Raw genomic sequence first — 21,160 nt, 5'->3', positions numbered from 1 at the left:
GATGTGTGCCGCTGCTGCTGGCATGGGCCCCGTTGCCATCGCGCAGACCAAGTCGGCGTCCGACGGCATCGCGGAATACCGCAAGATGCTGGAAGACGGCAACCCGGCCGAGCTGTTCGAAGCCAAGGGGGAAGACCTCTGGAAGAAGAAGCGCGGGCCGAAGAATGCTTCGCTCGAGCAGTGCGACCTGGGCAAGGGGCCGGGCGTGGTCAAGGGCGCCTGGGTCGAATTGCCACGCTGGTTTGCCGACACGAAGCGGGTGCAGGACCTGGAGTCGCGCCTGCTCACCTGCATGGAGACGCTGCAGGGACTGAACGCCGCGGAGATCGCCAGGACGCCCTTCGGCAAGGGCGAGCAGGTGACGATGGAGGCCCTGGCCGCCTGGATCTCGGCCGAGTCGCGGGGCCTGAAGATGGCCCTGCCGCAGGGTCACGCCGAGGAGCAGCGCATGTACCAGCTGGGCCAGCGCGCCTTCTTCTTCCGCGGCGGGCCGATGGACTTCGCCTGCTCGACCTGCCACGGCGAAAAGGACAAGCGCATCCGCCTGCAGGACCTGCCCGACCTGCGCAGCAACCCGGGTGACGGCATCGGCTTTGCGGCCTGGCCGGCCTACCGCGTCTCCAGCGGCGAGATGTGGAGCATGCAGCGCCGCCTGAATGACTGCTACCGGCAGCAGCGCTTCCCGTATCCGGGCTATGCCTCGGATGTCACGATCGCACTCGGGGTCTACATGGGTGTGAATGCCAAGGGTGCGGTCTCGATCGCCCCGGCCATCAAGCGTTGATCGCCCATCACCCACGGAGACCGCGAATGAATGTCAATGTCAACGCCAAGAAGACGGGCCTGATCGTGCTGGCCGGCCTGGGCGCGGCAGCCCTGGTGGCGGGCTGTGCCACCGCGACCGATCCCGCGGGGCCGAAGGCGCTGGATGCCTCGTTCAAGGCGATGATGCAGGCCTCCTTCCGCGACGAGGGCATCGCCAAGGTGGATCGCCTGCAGCAGGATGCCGGCCAGGCCGCCTGCTCCACCGGCGCGGCGCCGAACGAAGCCGCCGTCAAGCGCATCGAGGCCGAGTCGCTGGCGACCGTGAAGGCGCCTTCCGATGGCAAGTACCTGGGCGACTGGAAGGAAGGCGAAAAGCTTGCCCAAAGTGGCCGGGGCATGACCTGGACCGACAAGAGTGCCGCTTCGAGCGCCAACGGGGGCAACTGCTACAACTGCCACCAGCTGACCCAGGCGGAGATCTCCTTCGGCACCATCGGCCCGAGCCTGTACAACTACGGCAAGCTGCGCGGCGTGACCGATCCGGCCAGCCCGGCGGCCAGGCCGATGGTGGAGTACACCTGGGGCAAGCTCTACAACGCCTGGGCCTATAACGCCTGCTCGAACATGCCGCGCTTCGGCCACAAGGGCCTGCTCGACGAAAAGCAGATGCAGCACCTGATGGCGCTGCTGCTCGACCCGAAGTCGGCGGTGAATCAGTGAGCGCCCCCAGGCCGACGACAGGCGTCGTCCGCCCCCCAAGGGGGTCAAGGAAACCTGCGGCGGCCCGGCGTTTCCTTGTGACTTGATCCGCGCCAGAACCCGGGCCCGTGCCGTGCACGGGCTTTTTCCGCTTCAATACATCATTGACTGCTGATACATGAATCTCTCCAAGCGCGAATTCCTGCAGGTACTGGGCGCCGCCTCCGTGGCCGGCATGGGCCTGGGCCGCTGGGCCGATGCCGATGCCGCCACGGCGCAGAAGGGGTTGTATGACCTGCCGAGCTTCGGCAACGTCAGCTTCCTGCACATGACGGACTGCCACGCGCAGCTCAAGCCGATCCACTTCCGCGAACCCAGCGTGAACCTCGGCATCGGCGGCATGCAGGGCCACCTGCCGCATCTGGTGGGCGATCACCTGCTGAAGCTCGCCGGGGTGAAGCCCGGCACCGACCTGGCGCATGCCTTCACCTATCTCGATTTCGAGCAGGCCGCGCGCCGCTACGGCAAGGTCGGTGGCTTCGCCCACCTGGCCACGCTGGTCAAGCAGCTCAAGGCCAGCCGTCCGGGTGCGCTGCTGCTGGACGGCGGCGATACCTGGCAGGGCAGCGCCACCTCGCTGTGGACCAACGCCCAGGACATGGTGGATGCCTGCAAGTTGCTGACGGTGGACGTGATGACCGGCCACTGGGAGTTCACCTACGGCATGGAGCGGGTCAAGGAGATCGTCGAGAAGGATTTCAAGGGCAAGGTGGATTTCGTTGCCCAGAACGTCAAGACCAACGACTTCGGTGACCCGGTCTTTGCACCCTACGTGATCCGCCCCATCAACGGTGTGCCCTGCGCCATCATCGGCCAGGCCTTCCCGTACACGCCGATCGCGAACCCGCGCTACATGGTGGCCGACTGGGGCTTCGGCATCCAGGACGACAACATGCAGAAGATGGTCGACGAGGCCCGCGGCAAGGGCGCGCAGGTGGTCGTCGTCATCAGCCACAACGGCATGGACGTGGACCTGAAGATGGCCAGCCGGGTGCGCGGCATCGACGCCATCTTCGGCGGCCACACCCACGACGGCGTGCCGGTGGCAATCCCTGTCACCAACCCGGGCGGCAAGACCCTGGTCACCAACGCCGGCAGCAACAGCAAGTTCCTCGGCGTGATGGACTTCGACGTCAAGGGCGGCAAGGTGGTGGACTTCCGCTACCGCCTGCTGCCGATCTTCGCCAACCAGATCAGGCCCGACGCCGAGATGGAGGCGCTGATCACGAAGATCCGCAAGCCCTACGAGGCCAAGCTCAACGAGAAGCTGGCGGTCACCGACGGCCTGCTCTACCGCCGTGGCAACTTCAACGGCAGCTGGGACCAGCTGATCTGCGACGCGCTGATGGAGGTGCAGGGCGCGGATGCGGCCTTCTCGCCCGGCTTCCGCTGGGGCACCAGCTTGCTGCCGGGCGAGGTCATCACGCGCGAGCTGATGATGGACCAGCTGGCCATCACCTACCCCTACGCGACCCTCACCGAGATGAGCGGCGAGACCATCAAGACGGTGCTGGAGGACGTGGCCGACAACCTCTTCAACCCCGACCCCTACTACCAGCAGGGCGGCGACATGGTGCGTGTCGGCGGCTTCACCTACACGATGACGCCGGGCGAGAAGATGGGCAGCCGCATCAGCGACCTGCGCCTGAGGGGCCGTGCCGTGGAAGCCGGCAAGACCTACAAGGTGGCCGGCTGGGCGCCGGTGGCCGAGGAAGCCGCCAAGGCCGGCAACAAGCCGGTGTGGGACGTGGTCGAGACCTGGCTGAAGGCCCAGGGTGGGCGGGTCAAGCCGCGCACCGTCAACACGCCGAAGTTGGTCGGCGTGGCCGGCAACCCGGGCATGGCCGATTGACATGCCGCGTCGGCGAGGGCTGGCACCGCGCCGACGCGGCGATCTGAAATCAACTCCCAAGGAAACAGCATGAGGACCGCTCCGCTCCCGATCTCCCGCCACACGCCTGGCCTACTGCCCCTTGCCGCCGCACTGACGGCCGCCCTGCTGGGCACGCCGGTCCGCGCCGCCGACGAGCCCTGGGTGGCCGAGGCGCGCGGTGTGGCCACCTCGATCCCGCCCAAGCTGCTGGCCGTGCTGAAGGCCGAGATCGACCAAGGCGGCTTCGAGCAGGCCATCACCGCCTGCAATGAGAAGGCGCCGCAGATGGCGAAGGCGGCTTCGGAGCAGACCGGCTGGCAGGTGCGCCGCGTCAGCCTCAAGCAGCGCAACCCCAAGGCGGTGCCGGATGCCTGGGAGGCCGCCACGCTGGCCGACTTCGACCGGCGCGCCGCTGCGGGCGAGAGCCCGATGACGCTGGAGCGCGCCGAGCAGGTGACGCTGGACGGCCGGCCCACCTACCGCTACATGCGCGCGCTGCCGGTGCAGGAGCTGTGCGTCAACTGCCACGGCCCGCGCGAGTCGCTCAAGCCGACGGTGGCCGCCAAGCTCAACGCGCTGTATCCGGCCGACCAGGGCGTGGGCTACTCGGTCGGCCAGATCCGCGGCGCGATGACGATCCGCAAGCCGGCGCCCTGAACCTGCCGCGGCAGGGGGATGGGATCGCGGGCAAGATGATCGTGATGGTCAAGCTGACTTCCACACCAAGGAGACAACGATGATGAACCGGATGATCCGCCCTCTCTGCCTTGCCGCGCTGCTCCTGGTGAGCAGCATGGCCGCCTTCGCCCAGGACAAGGTGGTGTATCACGTCGCTGATGCGGCGACACAGGCCCTCGCCGGCCTGCGCAACGTGAAGAACCACCTGGACACCGATCCGACCGCCCAGATCAGCGTGGTCACCCATGCCCAGGGCGTGGATTTTCTGATGCTCGACGCCAAGGACCGCAACGGCAACCCCTACGAGGTCGCTGTGCAGGAACTGGCGGCGCGCGGCGTGAAGTTCGAGGTCTGTGAGATCACCCTGAAGAACCGCAGCTTGAAGAAGGAGCAGTTCATCGGCGAGGCCACCTTCACCCCCTCCGGTGTGGTGCGGCTGACGAAGCTGCAAATGCAGGGCTGGGCCTACATCCGCCCCTGAGGTCGGCTGCCTGCGGCGTCCTGCGAGCGCTGCAGTCCGGTTTACGGCCGCGCGTAGCTGGCACTGACTTCGGGATCCGGCCCTGCTGCCAGGGCGGGTGCGGGCGGGTGCGCCCGCTCGGCCGGCAGGTCGATCAACCGGTCGGTGATCATTGCCGCCCCCCAGATGGTGGACAGCGTGACCCAGGAGGTCAGCGTGAACACCGCGGCGCCGGAAATGCCCGCACCGACGGCGCAGCCGCCGGCGAGCATGCCGCCGAAGCCCATCAGCAGCGCGCCGATGATGTAGCGCCGCATCGCCTGCCCGCCCTGGAAACCTTCGAGCTTCAGCTCCCGCCAGATCAGGGCTGACAGGAAGGAACCGATCGCCACGCCCGGCACCAGGCCCAAGTCGAACTTCAGGGGCTGGCCGGGCGGCGAGAGCACCAGCATCAGCGTGTCGGCGGCCGGCCCGGTGAAGGACAGGCTCTGGATCGGCACGATCAGGTCGAACACCGCGCGCGATACCCGGTAGGTCATCAGCCAGGCGCAGGCCACCATGACGCCCACCCCGACGGCACCGAACCAGCCCCAGAAGCGCACCCGCTGGCGACGGGCCCAGAGCAGCGCGGCCACCAGCCAGATGGCGCCGAAGAGCACGCCGCCTGGGTGGCCGAGGTGGGTCAATGCCAGCAGGTCACGCGAGCTGGCTTCCACCGTCCACCAGCCGGCGATACTGGTGCGCAACGGCGAAAGCAGGCCACTGAGCGCCGACTGCGCCGTCACTGCAAACACCAGCCCGGACAGCAGGGCGCGCAGGTTGCCTTGCGCGGCCAGCACCAGCAGCCGGCTGGAGCAGCCACGCGCCAGGATCATGCCGGCACCGAACATCGCCCCGCCGATCGCTGCGCCGGACACGCTGCCGCGCGCCGAGAGCTGGCGCGACTCGGCCACATTCATCCAGCCCGCCAGGATGAAGACCTGGGTCAGCAGCACCGCGGTGGAGAAGGTGAACAGCCAGACGGTCAGCTTGCCTTCCTTGGTGCCGCGGGAAAACTCGATGACCGCAGAGCGCAGACAGAAGCGCGAGCGGTGCGCGAAGAAGCCGAACAACACGCCGATGACACCGCCGACCAGGGTGATGGTCCACATCTCGCCCAAGCGGGCGATCACGGTGTCAATGAACATGGCGGGCGGCCCGGCTGGGTGAGGAGGATGGATGCACGCCAGCGTGGCGCAGCTCCATCCATCATTGCTGATGTTTCAATGATCTGCCGGGCCCGAGCTGCCAGGCTTGATCTGCATCAGGCCCCGGCCCGGGGCTCCGGTCACATCAACGTGTCAGCCCAGATGTTCTTGGCCCAGGCTTCGGCGTAGCGGCCTTCCAGGTCCGAGCGCACGTCCGACACGCCGCCGGAGCCGCCGATGGTGCGGAAGGTCTTCTGTGTCGGCACGAACTCGTGCACGCTGGCCACATGGATCACGTGCGCGTCGTCCACGTAGCTCATGCAGACGTTGGTCACCATCGGGTGCGGGTTGATTTCGATGCCCTGCAGTTCGGCCACGATCGCCGCTGCCGTCACCTTGGCATGCGAGTTCGCCATGTGGCCGGACTTCGGCATGCCCTGGGCGACCTGGATGGCATCGCCGATGACGTGCACGTCCTTGGCGGCGGTGGATTCGAAGTTCAGGAAGTTGACATGGCACCAGCGGTTGTTGGCGTTGGCCAGCCCGGTCTGCACCGCCAGCGCACCGGCGCGCATCACCGGCAGCACGTTCAGCACGTCGGCCTTCACGTCACCCTGCACCTCGAACTCGACGGTGTTGGTCTTCGCGTTGACCGCCACGGCCTTGTGCTGCGGGCGGTACTCGACCATGCCACCGTACAGGTCCTGCCAGGCCTTCTTGAACAGCGGCCCCTTGGAGGTGACGTCCGGGTTGCCGTCGAGGATCAGCACCTTGGACTTCGGCTTGGCCTTCTTGAAGTAGGCGGCGATGACGCTGGCGCGCTCGTACGGCCCGGGCGGGCAGCGGTACGGCGCTTCGGGGATCACGATGGCATAGGTGCCGCCGTCGCGCATGGCTTCGAGCTGGCGGCGCAGGGCCATCGTCTCCGGACCGGCTTTCCAGGCGTGCAGGATCTGCCCGGCCGTGTGCGCTTCGCGCAGGCCCTGGATCTGGTCCCACATGAAGTCGATGCCGGGGGCGAGCACCAGCTTGTCGTAGCTGACGGTGCTGCCGCCGGCCAGCGTGGCGGTCTTCTTGGCGGTGTCCACAGCGGTGACGCTGTCATGCACCACCCGCACGCCGTGCCTGCTGCTCAGGCCGGTGTAGGGGTTGGTGATGTCGGCCATGGTCTTCTGGCCGCCGATCACCAGGTTGGACACCGGGCAGGACACGAAGGAGGTGTTGGGCTCCACCATCATCACGTCGATGCTGTGGTCCGACAGCAGGCGGATGTACTTCGACACCGTGGCGCCGCCGTAGCCTCCTCCGACGACGAGCACCTTGGCTTTGCCAGCGGAGGTGCCGCCCAGCGAGGCGCAGCCGGCCAGGCCGAGTGCACCACCGGAGATCAGGCCCTGCAGGATGAGTCTGCGTTGCATCATGTTGTTTGTCCTCAGGCGAATCGGGTCACGGGGCAGGCTTCTGCGCGGCGAAGAACTTCGATAGTTCCTCCAGCTGCTCCTGCGAGTAGCCGCGGGTGATCTGGTGCATGATCGTCGCGGGCCGGGCGCCGGTGCGGAATGCCAGCAGCTGGCTGATGATGTAGTCCTGCGGAAGCCCGGCCAGGCGCACCAGCGCCTCGCCCTGTACCGCCTGGCCCTCGGTGCCGTGGCACTGGGCACAGGCCGAGGCCAGCGCACGGGTGCGCAGGCGCTGCGGATCCTTCGCCAGCGCTGGGGTGGCGACGAGCACGGCGGCGAGCACGGTGGCCAGCCACCGCAGCGGCGAGCGCATGCCGGACGTGGCAGCAGCGTTGAAAGCGGGGGGGCGGACCATGCAGATCTCCTCGTGTGGCATCCGTGTTGTTCAGGAAAGGGCGAAGCGCGCTCATGCGGGCACAGATCGCCGGGCCATCGGCATCGATGTGGTTGCCCGGCGCCGAACGGCGTATAGTGTCTTGAATATCATTGCATACGAATTTAGTATTATCCCTATGAATAAAGCAGCCTTGATACGAAGAAGGCAGCGCGTTGCGCGCATACACCGTTCGACGACTACAGTGCTCGTCGCGGCGAGTATGGCGTTCGCAGCGCCGGCGTTGGCTCAGTCGCAACCCGTGTCACCCGTTGGAGCTACCCGGGCGGACGCCAGCGCGACGCCTGAGTCCGCCACCGTGGACATGCGTGTCGAGGCGGTGGGCGACGGCGCCTACTTCGTCCAGGGCCAGAGCGCGATGGGCTCGGCGGCCAACCAGAACTTCATCTCCAATGCCGCCTTCGTGGTGGCAGACGGCGGCGTGCTGGTGATCGATGCGTTGGGCTCCCCGCCGCTGGCGCAGCGACTGCTGCAGGAGATCCGCAAGGTCACGCCGTTGCCGATCCGCTACGTGGTGGTCACGCACTATCACGCTGACCACATCTACGGCCTGCAGGTGTTCAAGCAGGAGGGGGCGCAGATCATCGCCCACGCCAGTGCGCGGGAGTACATCGGCTCCGAGACGGCGCGCCAGCGCCTGGCCATCAGCCGCGAGGAGCTCTTTCCGTGGGTCGACGAGCACACCCGGGTGATTGAGCCGGACCGCTACGTGGGCGAGCACGGCAGCGAGGCGGATGTCCCCCTGCGCATCGGCCGCAGCGAGTTCCTGCTGCGCCATGTCGGCCCGTCACACACCCTGGAAGATCTGGTGGTCTGGCAGCCGTCCACCGGCGTGCTGTTCGCCGGTGACCTGGTGTTTCGCGGCCGCGTGCCCTTCGTCGGCAATGCGGACAGCCGCAGCTGGGTGGCTGCACTGGATCGCATGATCGCCCTGCGCCCGCGCATGATGCTGCCCGGGCATGGGCCGGTGTCCCGCTCGCCCGAGGCCGACCTGCGCGCCACGCGCGACTACCTGGCCTATCTGCGCCAGACCATGGGTGAGGCGGCGCGCAACCTGGAACCCTTCGACGAGGCCTATGCGCGCACCGACTGGTCCCGCTTTGCCGGCATTCCCCTGTTCCAGGCGGCCAACCGCATGAACGCCTACAACATCTACCTGCAGATGGAGAGCGAGTCGAAGTGAGCAAGGTCCACGCTGCGCCTGACACCGATCGACGCCGCCTGCTGGGCCGGGGCGCTGCGCTGGGCCTGGGAACGGCCTTCGCGGGCTGGGGTGGCCTGGTAGGGGGTGCCGCCCATGCCGCTGCGGCCGCACTGGGGGAGCCCGTGCGCTGGCCGAGCGTGACCCTGCTGGACGGCCAGACGCTGGCTCCCGACCATTGGCGTGACGCTGCCACGCTCGTGGTCTTCTTTGCCACCACCTGCCCCTTCTGCCAGCGCCACAACCAGCACGTCGAGAAGCTCGTGCAGGCCACCCGCGGCCAGCCGCTGCGCGTGGTTGGCGCCGCGCTGGACCGGACGGCAGCGCCCGTGCAGGCCTACCTGCAGCGCCAGCAATACACCTTCCCGGTCACGCTGGACGCGGGGTTGCTGCGCGAGGCGCTGACGCCGCGCAAGGTCATCCCGCTGACCTGCGTGGTCGACCGCAGCGGGCGGCTGCGCGAGGTGATACCCGGCGAGATGTTCGAGGAGGATGTGCTCGGCCTCGCCAAGTGGGCGCACACCTGAGGGCTGCGCCGCATGGGCCGGGCAGGCCGGGATGTGGACTTCCGCTACCGCCTGCTGCCGGGCGAGGTCATCACGCGCGAGCTGATGATGGACCAGCTGGCCATCACCTACCCCTACGCGACCCTCACCGAGATGAGCGGCGAGACCATCAAGACGGTGCTGGAGGACGTGGCCGACAACCTCTTCAACCCCGACCCCTACTACCAGCAGGGCGGCGACATGGTGCGTGTCGGCGGCTTCACCTACACGATGACGCCGGGCGAGAAGATGGGCAGCCGCATCAGCGACCTGCGCCTGAGGGGCCGTGCCGTGGAAGCCGGCCCCCTGAGCGGGGCCGGCATGGCGATGCTCAAAGGCCGCAACCGCGGGCCTTGATGCGGTCGTCGGCCGCCTTGGCCTGGATCAGGCCATGGCCGAACTTCGTGTCGCGGCCGGCTGCCCCGAGGTCGAGGGCGCTCAGGTTCAGCGAGTTGCGCAGCTGCAATGCCGTGCAGCCCGGGTTGCGGCTCCACACCAGCGCTGCGACGGCCGAGACGTGCGGGGTCGCCATCGAGGTGCCGTCGAAGAAGGCATAGTTCGTGGGCGTCACCGCCACGGTGGCGGACTGCCCCAGCTGCCCTTTCAGGCTGGCTCCCTCGGTGTCGGATGCCGTGACCGAGGGGATCGTGGTCACGGTGGTGCCCAGGGTCCCGCCGAAGCCGCCGGCGACGTTGTTGTAGACCACCGCGCCGACTCCGCCCGACGCCTGGCAGTTGGTGACCTTCGTGGCGAAGTCGTAGGTGCCGCGCTGGATCAGGCAGATCCTGCCCGTCATCGAGCCGGCCACTGCACTGCCTCCCAGGCCGAAATCGGCCAGCGGCGCCGAGGCAGTCTTTTTCGGCGAGCCGTCCATGCCGCCAGGGCTGTACACGATCGACCCCACGGTCAGCGCAGAGGCGCTGCCGGCACCCATCGGCACCGTGGACAGCACGTTGACGCCGGGCGCAGCGATCTCGACGTCCTTGTTGTACTGGGAGAACGTTGCCCAGGCCCTGCTTTCATCGAGGGCGGCCACCGACACCACGCTGGCGTAGCCGGCGGGGTAGGACACCCGGGTGTTGCCGTCGTTGCCAGCTGCGGCCACCGGCAGGATCCCCGCCGCGTAGAGCCTGTCGAATGCCGTCTGCTCGGTGCGGCTGGACATGCTGCCGCCCAGGGACATGCTGATGATGTTGGCCCCGGCCGCCTGGCACTTGTTCGCCGCTGCGGCGAGCGTGGACGAGTAGGCCCAGGCGTCAGCACCGAACACCTTCACGATGTGCAGCTTGATCTGCTGGTTGGGCAGCACGCCGACCACTCCGGTGCCCGCATTGTTCAGCGCCGCAATCGTCCCAGCCACGTGGGTGCCATGGTGGTTCTCGTCGGTGTACCACCAACCGGTGCCTGAGTCGTATTCGCCGGTGACGTTGCTCGCCGCGCTCAGATCCTCGTGACTGCGGTCGTAGCCGGAATCGATGATGCAGATCTTGCGGGTGCTGGCCTGGGCGTCGCTGAGCAGGTTGGCCTGCACCAGGCCGATGCCATAGGGAACCAGCTGGCCGAGCGCATAGGGAGTGCCGGTGGACGGGGAGGTCGCCGCGTACAGGTAGCGCTTGACGTCCTCCTCGACGTACACCACGTTCGGGTTGCGCGACAGGCCGTTCACCGCGGCTGCAGGCAGTTCCACCGCCATCGCGTCCATGCCGTCGATCTCCAGCCTCACCTGGCCGCGCGCCGACGCGACGCTGGCCTTCACGAGGGCCGACGCACCGGGCTGGTAGGCCACGATGACCCGTGTGCTGTCGCTGGCAGCCAAAGCGGTGCCCGCGGTGGCAATCAGGGCAAGGGCTGCGACCAGCGGGCGCAGTGCGGCGCGGGAGGGGTGACAGTCACTCATGGATGTGGTCCTCGAACGAGTGGAATGGCAGGCACTGGAAATTCCGCTGCAGCGAAATCTCGCAGATTCGAGCGTAGCGGCAGAATCGCGCTCTGCGTGTCATGGCAAACCGCAGGAATCAGACGGAATCGGCACCACGGCCGGCGTTCCGTCCGACCACCGAGGAGCAGGAGGGACCAGGTGGCCAGGGCCGACGCAGGGGTGTTGGTCGCTGTTGATCGTTCGTATACTGATCAATTGACGGCAACAGAGCGGACATCCGTGGCTGGTCATCAGGTTCGTATGTCTGTGACTTGAGCTCTGCCATCCAGCGCACCAGGAGACAACCCATGAGCCACGCCCTCGGCACCGTCGCCGACCTGCCGCCCGACTACTACAACGGGCTGGTCAGCCGCAACCTGATGCCGCTGTGGCCGTCGCTGCGAGCCGCGCTGCCCTACGGCATCCCGAGCCGCAACACCCAGCCCACGCTCTGGCGCTACGCGGACGTGCGCCCCGAGCTGATGCGCGCCGGCGAGCTCACGCCGATCGAGAAGGCCGAGCGCCGCGTGCTCGTGCTCTGCAACCCCGGCCTGGGCCTGGACACGCTGCGCGCCACGCCGACGATCTACATCGGCCTGCAGCTGATCCTGCCGGGCGAGACGGCGCCCAACCACAAGCACACGCCCTCGGCGGTGCGCTTCGTGGTCGAGGGCCACGGCGGCTACACCGTGGTGCGCGGCGAGCGGCTGCCGATGGAGCGCGGCGACCTCATCCTCACCCCACCCGGCCTGTGGCACCAGCACGGCCACGATGGCGACGGCCCGGTGATCTGGCTCGACGCGCTGGACCTGCCGCTGGTCTACGGCATCGAGGCCTCCTACTGCACCGAGGCGCCGCTGCAGACCATCACCGACCCGCTCAACTCCGGCACCGTGCGCTTCCGCCAGGGTGGCGTGGTGCCCTACGGCTCGCTGCAGCGTCAGCGCCAGGACTACCCGCTGCTGCGCTTCCCCTGGACGGCCGTGCGCGCCACGCTGGCCGAGCTGGCCCGTGTCACCCCGAAGGGCGAGGCCGTGCACCTCGCCTACGTGAACCCGGAAACCGGCCAGGAGTGCCTGCCGACGCTGGGCTTCTCGGCCCTGATGCTGCGCCCGGGCGAGGAGCTGCGCCTGCCCAGGCGCTCGGCCTCGGCCTGCTTCCACGTGGTCGAAGGCGGTGGCATGGCATTGATCGACGGCAAGGCGCTGTCCTTTGGCGAGAAGGACACCCTGGCCGCGCCCACGCACGCCGAGATCACCCTGAGCAACGCCTCGGCCAGCCAGCCGGCCTGCCTGTTCATGGTCGATGACGCTCCGCTGCATCGCAAGCTGGGGATCTACGAAGTGCTGGGCTGACCGCCCTCGTTGCCGGGCGCTTTGCGCGTTCCGGCGGGATGCAGGTGGCGCAGATTTGAGAGCGATCAAACCCGCGCCATTTGCACGCATCCCGGTCATTTCCCGCCCTGCCGACCTGTGCGACAACTGCGCCCCGAGGTTCGGTGCGGGGCGCTCCCTGTCCCCGCTCTGCGAACCCGGCCGCCGGCAGACCCGGCGTGACAAGCGGGGTATTGGACATGGTGCAGGCGGTGACGGTGGCGGATTACCGCGAGTTGGCGAGGCGGCGCGTGCCCCACTGGCTGTTCGAGTACATCGACGCGGGGGCGATCAGCGAAGATACGCTGGCGGCCAACATCGCCGATTTCCGGCGCTGGAACCTGCGCCAGCGCGTGATGCGCGACGTCTCGCGCGTGTCGACCGCGACCACGCTGTTTGGCCGGGAGCTCGCGGTTCCGCTGGTGCTCGGTCCGGTCGGCTTCGCCGGCATGTTCGCGCGCCGTGGCGAGACCCAGGCGGCCCGGGCGGCCGAACGCGCCGGCGTGCCGCTGTGCCTGTCCAGCGTGTCGATCTGCGGCCTGGAGGAAGTGACGCAGGCCGCGGGCGTGGCCCCATGGTTCCAGCTCTACATGATCAAGGACCGCGCCTACATGGAGACCCTGCTGGCGCGGGCGGCGCGCCTGGGCTGCCCGGCGCTGGTGTTCACGGTCGACCTGCCGGTGCCGTCGCGGCGCTACCGCAACGTGCGCAGCGGCATGGGCCTGTGGGGGTTGCGGCGCCGGCTGGTGCTGGGGGCCAGTGCGGCGAAGCGGCCGGGCTGGCTCTGGGAGGTCATGCTGCGCGGGCGCCCGCACGCCTTCGGCAACTTCGCCGAGGGGATTGCCGAGGCGCGCACGCTGGAGGGCTTTGACGCCTGGGTGGAGCACAACTACGAGCCCTGCCTGGACTGGGACCTGCTGGCCTGGGTGCGCGAGCGCTGGTCCGGCCCGCTGGTGATCAAGGGCATCCTCGACCCCGACGACGCCCGCCTGGCGGTGGATGCCGGAGCCGATGCCGTGCTGGTGTCCAACCACGGCGGCCGCCAGCTCGACGGCACCTGCTCCAGCATCGCGGCGCTGCCGGGGGTGGTCGACGCGGTGGGTCAGCGCGTGCCAGTGCTCTTCGATGGCGGCATCCGCACCGGCGTCGATGTCTTCAAGGCGCTGGCCCTGGGGGCCCATGCCTGCGTCCTGGGGCGCGCCTGGGCCTGGGGGCTGGCCGGTGGCGGCGAGAAGGGCGTGGCCGCGGTGATCGACATGCTGGAGCGGGAGCTGGCCACCACGATGGCCTTGGCCGGCTGCACCGACGTGCGCGGGCTCGACCGGACCGCGCTGTGCTGAGGCCTGCCAGCTCCCCCCAAGGGACCGAACACGCCGCTGCGGCCGGCCGGTCGCCGGTTGCGAAGCGGGCAGGTCGCCTGCCACCGGCGGTGGTGCTGTCCTGCGAGGGGCATTGCGAGCCGGCGCTTGGGGTGGTGCGCGCGCTGGGCGAGCGTGGCGTGCCGGTCATCGTGCTCAGCGAGACGGCTCAGGCCGCGGCGGCGCTGTCACGCCACTGTGTGGAGCATGTGGTGGCGCCGCAGCTGGGTGGCCACCCGCCGGCATTGCGCTCGGCCCTGGAGGCGCTGGCGGAGCGGCATGGCGGGCCGCTGCCGGTGTTCCCCACCGTCGATCCCGACCTGGATACCCTGGTGCGGCTGGCGCCGTCGCTGGATGCCCGTCTGGCTCCCGTGGTGGGCGAGCCGGCCCTCATGCTGCAGCTGATGGACAAGGCCGCCTTCCAGGCGCTGGCCGAGCAGCACGGCCTGCCGGTGCCACGCACCTGGGCCCCGGCGGACCAGGCAGCGCTGCGGCAGGCCGCGCAGGAGGCGCACTTCCCGGTGATCGCCAAGCCGGCCTTCCCGTACCACTGGCACAGCGCGCTGGCGCAGGCCTTCAGCGGCAAGAAGGCCCAGTTGCTGGACGACCCGTCGGCGCTGCTGGCCTTCGGTGCCACCCTGGGCGAGCGCGACCTGGGTGTGCTGGTGCAGGAGTACGTGCCCGGCGCCGACGACCAGCACATCGACGTGCATGCCTACGTGGACCGCCAGGGCAGGGCGCAGGCCACTTTTGCCGGCTGCAAGCGGCGCATCTACCCGGCGCATGCCGGCAGCGGCTGTTACGTCGAGGCCCTGGATCTGCCGGAGCTGGAGCGCAGCACCGTGGACATGCTCCAGCGCATCGGTTTCACCGGCCTGGCCAACGTGAACTACAAGCGCCACGCCGTCACGGGCCGCTACACCCTGCTCGAGATCAACCCGCGCGTCAGCCAGTGGGGCTTCTTCACCACCCGCGCCGGCGTCAACCTGCCCTGGCTGGCGTACTGCGACCAGGTCGGGCTCGAAGCGGGGCCGCTGCCGGCGCGCCGGGTGGGCCTGCGCTTCGTGGACTCCACCCGCGACCTGAAGGCCTTCCGCCAGTACCACGCCGCCGGTGAACTGACCGCGGCGGCCTACCTGCGCTCACTCTTTCGCTGGGGGCTGGTGCACCAGTCGCTCGATTGGCGCGACCCCGTGCCCGGCCTCAGCCTGCTGTGGCGCCATGCCCGGGCCGTGCTGGGGCGGGCGCGGTGACAGGTCGGAGCCGGTGAGCTGACGGCGCGGGGCGCGCCGTCCCGCAGCGCCGCCGGGTGAATCAGCCGTTCGGCCCGCTCCCAAACACCCGGCCGCTGTGCTCGCGCATCGCGTGGAACTGGATGTCGGGCACGCGCTCCTGCGTCACGCGCAGGTCGGAGCTGTACTGGCAGAGGAAGGCCGGGGCGCCGACCACGTCGTAGGCGATGCGCAGCGGCTCGCTGTCGATGAACTTCTTCAGCTTGGCCTCGTCGGCGCTGGTGATCCAGCGCGCCAGCGAAAACCGGCAGGGGTCCAGCCGGGCCTCCACGCCGTACTCGCCCTTCAGGCGGTGCAGCACCACTTCGAACTGCAGCTGGCCGATGGCGCCCAGCATCATCGAGCCGCCCGCCACCGGGGTGAAGACCTGGATCGCGCCCTCTTCGCCCAGCTGCTGCAGGCCCTGGCGCAGCTGCTTGCTGCGCAGCGGGTCCTTGATCTCGACGGTGCGGAAGCTCTCCGGCGCGAAGAAGGGCAGGCCGGTGAAGTGCAGGCCCTCGCCCTCGGTCAGCGTGTCGCCCAGCTGCAGCACGCCGTGGTTCGGGATGCCGATGATGTCGCCGGCCACCGCGTCGTCCACCAGCTCGCGGCGCTGGGAGAGGAAGCTCACCACGGTTTGCGGGCGCATCTCCTTGCCGTTGCGCACCACCTTCAGCCGCATCCCGCGGGTGAAGCGGCCCGAGCTCACGCGCACGAAGGCGATGCGGTCGCGGTGCGCCGGGTCCATGTTGGCCTGCACCTTGAAGACCACGCCGCTGAACTTCGGCTCGGCCGGCTCCACGGTGCGTTCCAGCGCGGCGCGCGCGCCCGGCGGCGGGGCGAGTTCGCACAGCGCGTCCAGCACCTCGCGCACGCCGAAGTTGTTGATCGCCGAGCCGAAGAACATCGGCGTCTGCCGGCCGGCCAGGAACTCGGCGTGGTCGAAGGCCGGCGCGGCGTCGCGCACCAGCTCCATCTCGCCCAGCGCCTGTTCGTAGGGGCCGCCGAAGCGTTCGGCGTGTGCCGCATCCTGCAGGCCGTGCAGGGTTTCCTCGTCGCCACCGGCGCGGTCCTCGCCGGGCTCGAACAGGCGCATCTGGTCACGGCGCAGGTCCATCACGCCGTGGAAGAACTTCGCCATGCCCACCGGCCAGGTGAAGGGCACGACGGTCATGCCCAGCTCCTGCTCGATCTCGTCCATCAGCGCCAGGGGCTCCTTCACCTCCCGGTCCATCTTGTTGACGAAGGTGATGATGGGCGTGTTGCGTGCGCGGCAGACCTGCAGCAGCCGCCGCGTCTGCGGCTCCACGCCGTTGGCCGCGTCGATCACCATCAGTGCCGCGTCCACCGCAGTCAGCACGCGGTAGGTGTCTTCCGAGAAGTCCTGGTGGCCGGGGGTGTCGAGCAGGTTGATGACGCAGTCGCCGTATTCCATCTGCATCACCGAGGAGGCCACCGAGATGCCGCGCTGCTTCTCGATCTCCATCCAGTCGGAGGTGGCGTGGCGCGAGGCCTTGCGCGCCTTCACCGAGCCGGCGATCTGGATCGCGCCGGAGAACAGCAGCAGCTTCTCGGTCAGCGTGGTCTTGCCCGCATCGGGGTGCGAAATGATCGCAAAGGTGCGGCGGCGGCGGATGTCGGTGGCGAGGTCGGACATGGTGCAGGGCGTGTTCGGGGCGTCGATGGAGACGCCAACCCATGATTGTCGCCGGTGGCCGCCGGCCGCAGCGCTGGGCAGGGTCAGTGTGGGGCTGACGAGGGGTCAGTGCGGCGCCGACCCGCCCTGCCGCCACTGCGCCAGCGCCGCCTCGGCATCCGCCAGCTCCTCCCGCCGCCGGCCGTAGCCGCAGCGCTCGATCAGCGCGCGCGCGGCGGCCAGGTCGGCTTCGGGCGATTCCCAGGGGTAGTTCGCCTCGCGGAAGAACAGCCGGGCGCGGTAGAGGTGAATGTCGGCCATGAACAGCCGCATCGGGCCGCGCTCGGCGATGTCCCAGGCTTCGTCGAGATCGGCCTGGGCGCTGTCGGGGCCGGTGAGCGGGCCGGTGATGGCGCGCAGCCAAGCGCGGGTGAGGAGGCCGCGGGGGAGGTGGTCTTGTGTGCCAGCGCGGCGCAGGCCCGCCACGGCGGCGTCCGCTTCGCGGCGGGCCTGGGCGAGTTCGGTGGCGTCGGGTTCGGCCGGAGTCAGCAGGGCGGTGAAGAGTGCGGTGCGGGCCAGGGTGAGGTGGTCGAGGGCAATGTCTAGTGCAGTGTTCCATTCTGTTTCCCACTTAACCGGGAGTTGGCGCGAATGACCTTCTGCAAGATGTCGCGAGCGCTCTTGGTCCAGATGAACGGCTTGGGACTGGTGTTGTGATGCGCGACGTACGCCTTGATCGCCGCCTCCAGCTCGCCCACGCTGGTAAACACGCCGCGCCGCAGGCGTTCGGTGGTGATGTCGCGGAAGAAGCGCTCCACCATGTTCAGCCAAGACGCCGAGGTCGGCGTGAAGTGCATGTGGAACCTGGGGTGCTTGGCCAGCCACGCCTGCACCGCCGCGTGCTTGTGGGTGGCATAGTTGTCGGCAATCAGGTGCAGGGTCTTGCCCTTGGGCGTCTCGCGGTCGATCTGGCGCAGGAACTTCAACCACTCGGCGTGCGTGTGCCGCTGCTGGCACTGGCCAATGACCGTGCCGTCAAGCACGTTGAGCGCAGCGAACAGCGTGGTCGTGCCGTGGCGCTTGTAGTCGTGCGTCATCGTCTGCGCACGACCCTTCTTCATCGGCAGGCCCGGCTGCGTGCGGTCCAGTGCCTGCACCTGGCTCTTCTCGTCGCAGCACAGCACCAGGGCGTGCTCGGGCGGGGACATGTACAGCCCCACGATGTCTTCGAGCTTCTCGACGAACTTCGGGTCGCGCGAGACCTTGAAGCCACGCACCAGGTGCGGCTTGAGCCCATTGGCCTGCCAGTGACGCATCACCGTGCTGGGGCTGACCTGCAGCACCGCAGCCATCTTGCGCGTGCTCCAGTGCGTGGCGGCCTCGGGCTGGCTTTGCGTGGTCAGCTCCACCAGCTTGGCCACGTCCACCTTGACCGGCGGTGCCCCGCGCGGCAGGTCCCGCTCGATGCCCGCCAGTCCGGACTTGATGTAGCGCTGGCGCCAGCGACCCGCCGTGATCCGGTCGATGCCCAGCTCCTGGGCGATCTGCAGGTTCTGCAGGCCTTGCGCGGCCAGCAAAACAATGCGCGCACGCTCGGCCAGTCGAACGCTGGTCGCCTTCGAATGCGCCAGCCGGATCAACTCAGCCTCCTCCTCTTGACTCAACTCGATCGCAGGGGCAACTCGCACTTCCTGGCTCCAACTCTGTCCGTAGTAGACCATTGGAGTCGTGTTGTTCAATTAAGTTGCTTCAACAATCAAACACTACACTAGCAGGGAGTACCAGCGTTCATCCTGGCCCCGCGTTAGGGTTTGCGCCGCGCGCTGCCCGACCGCCTGCAGCACCTCGTGATGCCCCGCCGCTTCTTCCGCGGGCCCGTGCTGGCCCGCAGCCGCCGCCTGCCACGCCGCACGCTCAGGGGCGGCGAGCAGCTGGTCGGCGTACCGGAAGCCTCGCAGCGAGTAGAGCAGCGGGTAGCTTGGCTGAAGCTCCTGCTGCATCTGCTCGGCCTCGCGGAACCCCTTCAGCGCCTCGGCCCGGCGGCCCGCCTGGTGCAGGGCGTCGGCGTGGGTCGCGCGGTTGACCATGCGCTGGATCGCATCGCCGCTGCGGTCGGCGTGGGTCACGGACTGCTCGGCGTCCTGCGCCGCTGCGGCCACCTCGCCCAGTGTCATCTCCAGTTCGCTCAGGTTGCTGGCGGCGATGGCAGCAAACTTCCATTCGCTTCGCGCAACGTAGGCATTGAGCCCCGCACGCATCGGCTCAAGGGCTTCGGTCAGCCGGCCCAAGGCGCGCAGGCGGAAGGCTGCCTGGTTCAGCAGCCAAGCTTGGTCAGCCTCCGTCAAGGCGGGCGACACCCGCTGCCAGGGCTGGTCGAAGAAACACGCCACGGCGCCCAGATCCGAACCGAAGGCGCCGAGCTTTTTGACTGCGTAAGCCTCGGCTTTCCGAGCGATACGGGCGTAGTAAACCTCTTCACAAGCCCGCTGCTGCAATCCCGCCAGACAGCCATGCGCCACGGCTTGATAAAGCGGCTGCAGGTCTTCGAGCGTGGGCTGATCGCCTTCGTTGGTTCTGGCGCACAGGTGCTCGAAGAGCCGGCCATGCGCCGCCCGCCAGGCGTCGGGTTGCTGCTCGCGCAACTGGCGGGCGAAGTATTCGCGTAGCAGCGGGTGGGCGTCGAGGCTGAGCAGGTGGCCGCTGCCGGCTTCACGGTGGACGGTGAGCAGGCGGGCGGATTCGAGGCGCTGGAGCGCGACATTGATGACAGCAGGGCTTACCCGCTCGTACTTGATCCTTTCCTTCGCCCCGAAAAGTCGCCGTACCCATCCGCCGAATCCGACTACTTGGTGCTCCTGCGAACGACCAGCAAAGAGTGGCTCGGTGAGGCCGGCGATGACCGGCGGCTGCCGCAGTGCCTCGAAGCAATCCGCCGTGACCGGCCGGTCGAACAGGCCGAGCAGGCGCAGCAGGGCCAGGGCGCGGCGGCCGGCGTCGCCTTCACGCTCAAAGCTCGCCTCGTAGGCCGCCATGACGCGGAAGGCATGGCCGCCCTGTTCCTCGGCGTCGGCCTCTTCCAGCTTGACGAGCTGGCGCTGGCGGATGTCGCCAGCGTGCGCGTCGCGCAGCCAGCTGCCGAGCAGCTGCAGGGTGAGGGCGTGGCCCTTGACCTCTTCCACCGCGGCCTGGAGTTCCTGCGCAGAGCCCGTGACGCCCAGCGTGGTCAGCAGGTGCGTGCCGGCCTCGGGGCTCAGGCGCTTTAGTTCATGCTCCGGCGCCGTGCTCTGCCGGAAGGCCTTCAAGTCCGGCACCGAATACCGCGTGGTCACCAGACACAGCCCCTGGCTCTGCTGCGCCAGCCCCTTGAGCAGCGCGGCGAGGCCCTGGTCCTTCAACTGGCTGCCGGTCGGCGCCGTCGGGGCGTATTGCAGCGGCTCCAGCCCGTCGAGGATCAGCAGGCTGCGCCGGCTGCCGACCAGGCGGGCCAGGCGCTGGCCTTTCTCATAAGCACCGGCCGGGCCGGCGGCGAAGGCGCGGTCGGCATCGTCGTCGGCAAAGAAGTCCAACGCGGCTTTCAGGAAGGCGTCTGACGAAGCCGCTACCTGGTCGCGCGTGCCCTGGCTGTAGAAAGACCAGGCAAACGCCGCCTCGCAGCCCGGCCAGCCCTTCGCACTCAACTCGTCCACCGCCCACTTCGCCACCAGCGAGGTCTTGCCCTCACCGCCCAGCGCGACGAAGGTCAGGATGTGCGGCCGGCCCGCTTCGGCGCGAAGTGCTTTTTTCCAGGCGTCGGAGATGAGTGCAAGCTCGGGATCCCGGCCGAGAAGGCGCTCGGGGGCGTATTTGGTGAAGCGGTTCTGACGGTCGATGTCAATTCGCCGCTCGGCCGTTGGACCGACGACGAAGTTGATGACATCGCGGCCGGCGAAATAGGGCGGTACGGGCGAGCGGTCGATGCGCAGGCCGATGACCCGCCCGCCCAGGCTGCGGGCATGTTCGACCTCGCGCCGCACCCAGTCCGACGCGCTGGAGGCCGCAGAGATGACGCAGACGAACAGCTCGCTGTCCGCAATGCCCTGCTGAATCACGGGCCAAAAGGCGTCGTCCGGCCGGATGGATGCGGCGTCGTTGAACACCTCCGCCAGCCCGGCCGCGCGCAGAAAGGACTCCAGCTCCGCCACGTAGCCGTCGTCGGCGGTGGCGTGCGAGATAAAGGCCTGCCGTGGCGGCCGCGACAAGTCGCCCGATGGTGCTGGTGCCATGACGTTCTCTCCCGGAACGG

18 protein-coding genes and 1 pseudogene are annotated in these 21,160 nt (G+C 68.7%); 11 read left to right on the top strand and 8 right to left on the bottom strand.

Annotation, left to right across the window (positions count from 1 at the left end; genetic code table 11):
* Window position 1: 1 nt before the first annotated feature.
* The 5 genes from soxA (at window position 2) to NGK70_RS24490 (ending at window position 4,556) form a co-directional block, all read left to right on the top strand.
* Window positions 2-784 (top strand): sulfur oxidation c-type cytochrome SoxA, encoded by a 783-nt coding sequence (soxA, locus tag NGK70_RS24510; protein WP_251973888.1) that lies wholly within the window; start codon window positions 2-4, stop codon window positions 782-784.
* Window positions 785-810: 26 nt separating this feature from the next.
* Entirely contained in the window at window positions 811-1,485 is a 675-nt protein-coding gene (soxX, locus tag NGK70_RS24505; protein ID WP_251971048.1) for a sulfur oxidation c-type cytochrome SoxX, read from the top strand.
* 157 nt (window positions 1,486-1,642) lie between these two features.
* Window positions 1,643-3,376: a thiosulfohydrolase SoxB gene (soxB, locus tag NGK70_RS24500; protein ID WP_251971047.1), complete on the top strand. Its 1,734-nt coding sequence runs from the start codon at window positions 1,643-1,645 to the stop codon at window positions 3,374-3,376.
* A 69-nt stretch (window positions 3,377-3,445) separates the two neighbouring features.
* Window positions 3,446-4,054: a Tll0287-like domain-containing protein gene (locus NGK70_RS24495; protein ID WP_251971046.1), complete on the top strand. Its 609-nt coding sequence runs from the start codon at window positions 3,446-3,448 to the stop codon at window positions 4,052-4,054.
* An 82-nt stretch (window positions 4,055-4,136) separates the two neighbouring features.
* Complete coding sequence (locus NGK70_RS24490) at window positions 4,137-4,556, top strand: DsrE family protein (protein WP_251971045.1); 420 nt, start codon at window positions 4,137-4,139, stop codon at window positions 4,554-4,556.
* A 41-nt stretch (window positions 4,557-4,597) separates the two neighbouring features.
* Here NGK70_RS24490 and NGK70_RS24485 read toward each other — a convergent pair whose 3' ends face one another.
* The 3 genes from NGK70_RS24485 to NGK70_RS24475 form a co-directional block, all read right to left on the bottom strand.
* Window positions 4,598-5,722: a YeeE/YedE family protein gene (locus NGK70_RS24485; protein ID WP_251971044.1), complete on the bottom strand. Its 1,125-nt coding sequence runs from the start codon at window positions 5,720-5,722 to the stop codon at window positions 4,598-4,600.
* A gap of 140 nt (window positions 5,723-5,862) precedes the next feature.
* On the bottom strand, window positions 5,863-7,140 hold the full coding sequence (locus NGK70_RS24480; protein ID WP_428985626.1) for an FCSD flavin-binding domain-containing protein: 1,278 nt from the start codon (window positions 7,138-7,140) through the stop codon (window positions 5,863-5,865).
* Between the two features lie 28 nt (window positions 7,141-7,168).
* A complete protein-coding gene (locus NGK70_RS24475; RefSeq protein WP_251971042.1) occupies window positions 7,169-7,537 on the bottom strand; it encodes a c-type cytochrome in 369 nt (122 codons plus the stop codon).
* A 343-nt stretch (window positions 7,538-7,880) separates the two neighbouring features.
* Between NGK70_RS24475 and NGK70_RS24470 the strand changes: the two genes are divergently transcribed.
* The 3 genes and pseudogenes from NGK70_RS24470 to NGK70_RS24460 form a co-directional block, all read left to right on the top strand.
* The gene (locus NGK70_RS24470; protein ID WP_251973887.1) at window positions 7,881-8,759 is read left to right on the top strand and encodes an MBL fold metallo-hydrolase; all 879 of its coding nucleotides are present in this window, start codon (window positions 7,881-7,883) and stop codon (window positions 8,757-8,759) included.
* Window positions 8,756-9,304, top strand: coding sequence for a TlpA disulfide reductase family protein (locus tag NGK70_RS24465; protein WP_251971041.1), 549 nt, complete (start codon window positions 8,756-8,758; stop codon window positions 9,302-9,304). The genes NGK70_RS24470 and NGK70_RS24465 overlap by 4 nt, the downstream gene beginning before the upstream one ends.
* A 51-nt stretch (window positions 9,305-9,355) precedes the next feature.
* A pseudogene (locus tag NGK70_RS24460) lies at window positions 9,356-9,625 on the top strand (5'-nucleotidase C-terminal domain-containing protein); the annotation flags it as partial.
* A 28-nt stretch (window positions 9,626-9,653) separates the two neighbouring features.
* Here NGK70_RS24460 and NGK70_RS24455 read toward each other — a convergent pair.
* Window positions 9,654-11,219, bottom strand: a complete 1,566-nt coding sequence (locus NGK70_RS24455) for a S8 family serine peptidase (protein ID WP_251971040.1) — start codon at window positions 11,217-11,219, stop codon at window positions 9,654-9,656.
* Between the two features lie 329 nt (window positions 11,220-11,548).
* Here NGK70_RS24455 and NGK70_RS24450 point away from each other — a divergent pair, with 329 nt between their 5' ends.
* The 3 genes from NGK70_RS24450 to NGK70_RS24440 all read left to right on the top strand — a co-directional run bounded on the left by NGK70_RS24450 (window position 11,549) and on the right by NGK70_RS24440 (window position 15,224).
* On the top strand, window positions 11,549-12,595 hold the full coding sequence (locus NGK70_RS24450; protein WP_251971039.1) for a cupin domain-containing protein: 1,047 nt from the start codon (window positions 11,549-11,551) through the stop codon (window positions 12,593-12,595).
* Window positions 12,596-12,792: 197 nt separating this feature from the next.
* Complete coding sequence (locus tag NGK70_RS24445) at window positions 12,793-13,953, top strand: L-lactate dehydrogenase (protein WP_251971038.1); 1,161 nt, start codon at window positions 12,793-12,795, stop codon at window positions 13,951-13,953.
* Window positions 13,954-14,042: 89 nt separating this feature from the next.
* Window positions 14,043-15,224 (top strand): carboxylate--amine ligase, encoded by a 1,182-nt coding sequence (locus tag NGK70_RS24440; protein WP_251971037.1) that lies wholly within the window; start codon window positions 14,043-14,045, stop codon window positions 15,222-15,224.
* Window positions 15,225-15,285: 61 nt separating this feature from the next.
* Here NGK70_RS24440 and NGK70_RS24435 read toward each other — a convergent pair whose 3' ends face one another.
* The 4 genes from NGK70_RS24435 to NGK70_RS24420 form a co-directional block, all read right to left on the bottom strand.
* Entirely contained in the window at window positions 15,286-16,899 is a 1,614-nt protein-coding gene (locus tag NGK70_RS24435; RefSeq protein WP_251971036.1) for a peptide chain release factor 3, read from the bottom strand.
* 105 nt (window positions 16,900-17,004) lie between these two features.
* A complete protein-coding gene (locus tag NGK70_RS24430) occupies window positions 17,005-17,364 on the bottom strand; it encodes a hypothetical protein (RefSeq protein ID WP_251971035.1) in 360 nt (119 codons plus the stop codon).
* 116 nt (window positions 17,365-17,480) lie between these two features.
* The gene (locus NGK70_RS24425; protein WP_428985603.1) at window positions 17,481-18,566 is read right to left on the bottom strand and encodes an IS630 family transposase; all 1,086 of its coding nucleotides are present in this window, start codon (window positions 18,564-18,566) and stop codon (window positions 17,481-17,483) included.
* A gap of 75 nt (window positions 18,567-18,641) precedes the next feature.
* Window positions 18,642-21,140, bottom strand: a complete 2,499-nt coding sequence (locus NGK70_RS24420; RefSeq protein WP_251971034.1) for a toll/interleukin-1 receptor domain-containing protein — start codon at window positions 21,138-21,140, stop codon at window positions 18,642-18,644.
* Between the last annotated feature and the right edge of the window lie 20 nt (window positions 21,141-21,160).

The sequence above is a fragment of the Sphaerotilus microaerophilus genome (assembly GCF_023734135.1).
Taxonomy (GTDB): Bacteria; Pseudomonadota; Gammaproteobacteria; order Burkholderiales; family Burkholderiaceae_C; genus Sphaerotilus; species Sphaerotilus microaerophilus.
This window is presented reverse-complemented; position numbering and strand designations above follow the sequence as displayed.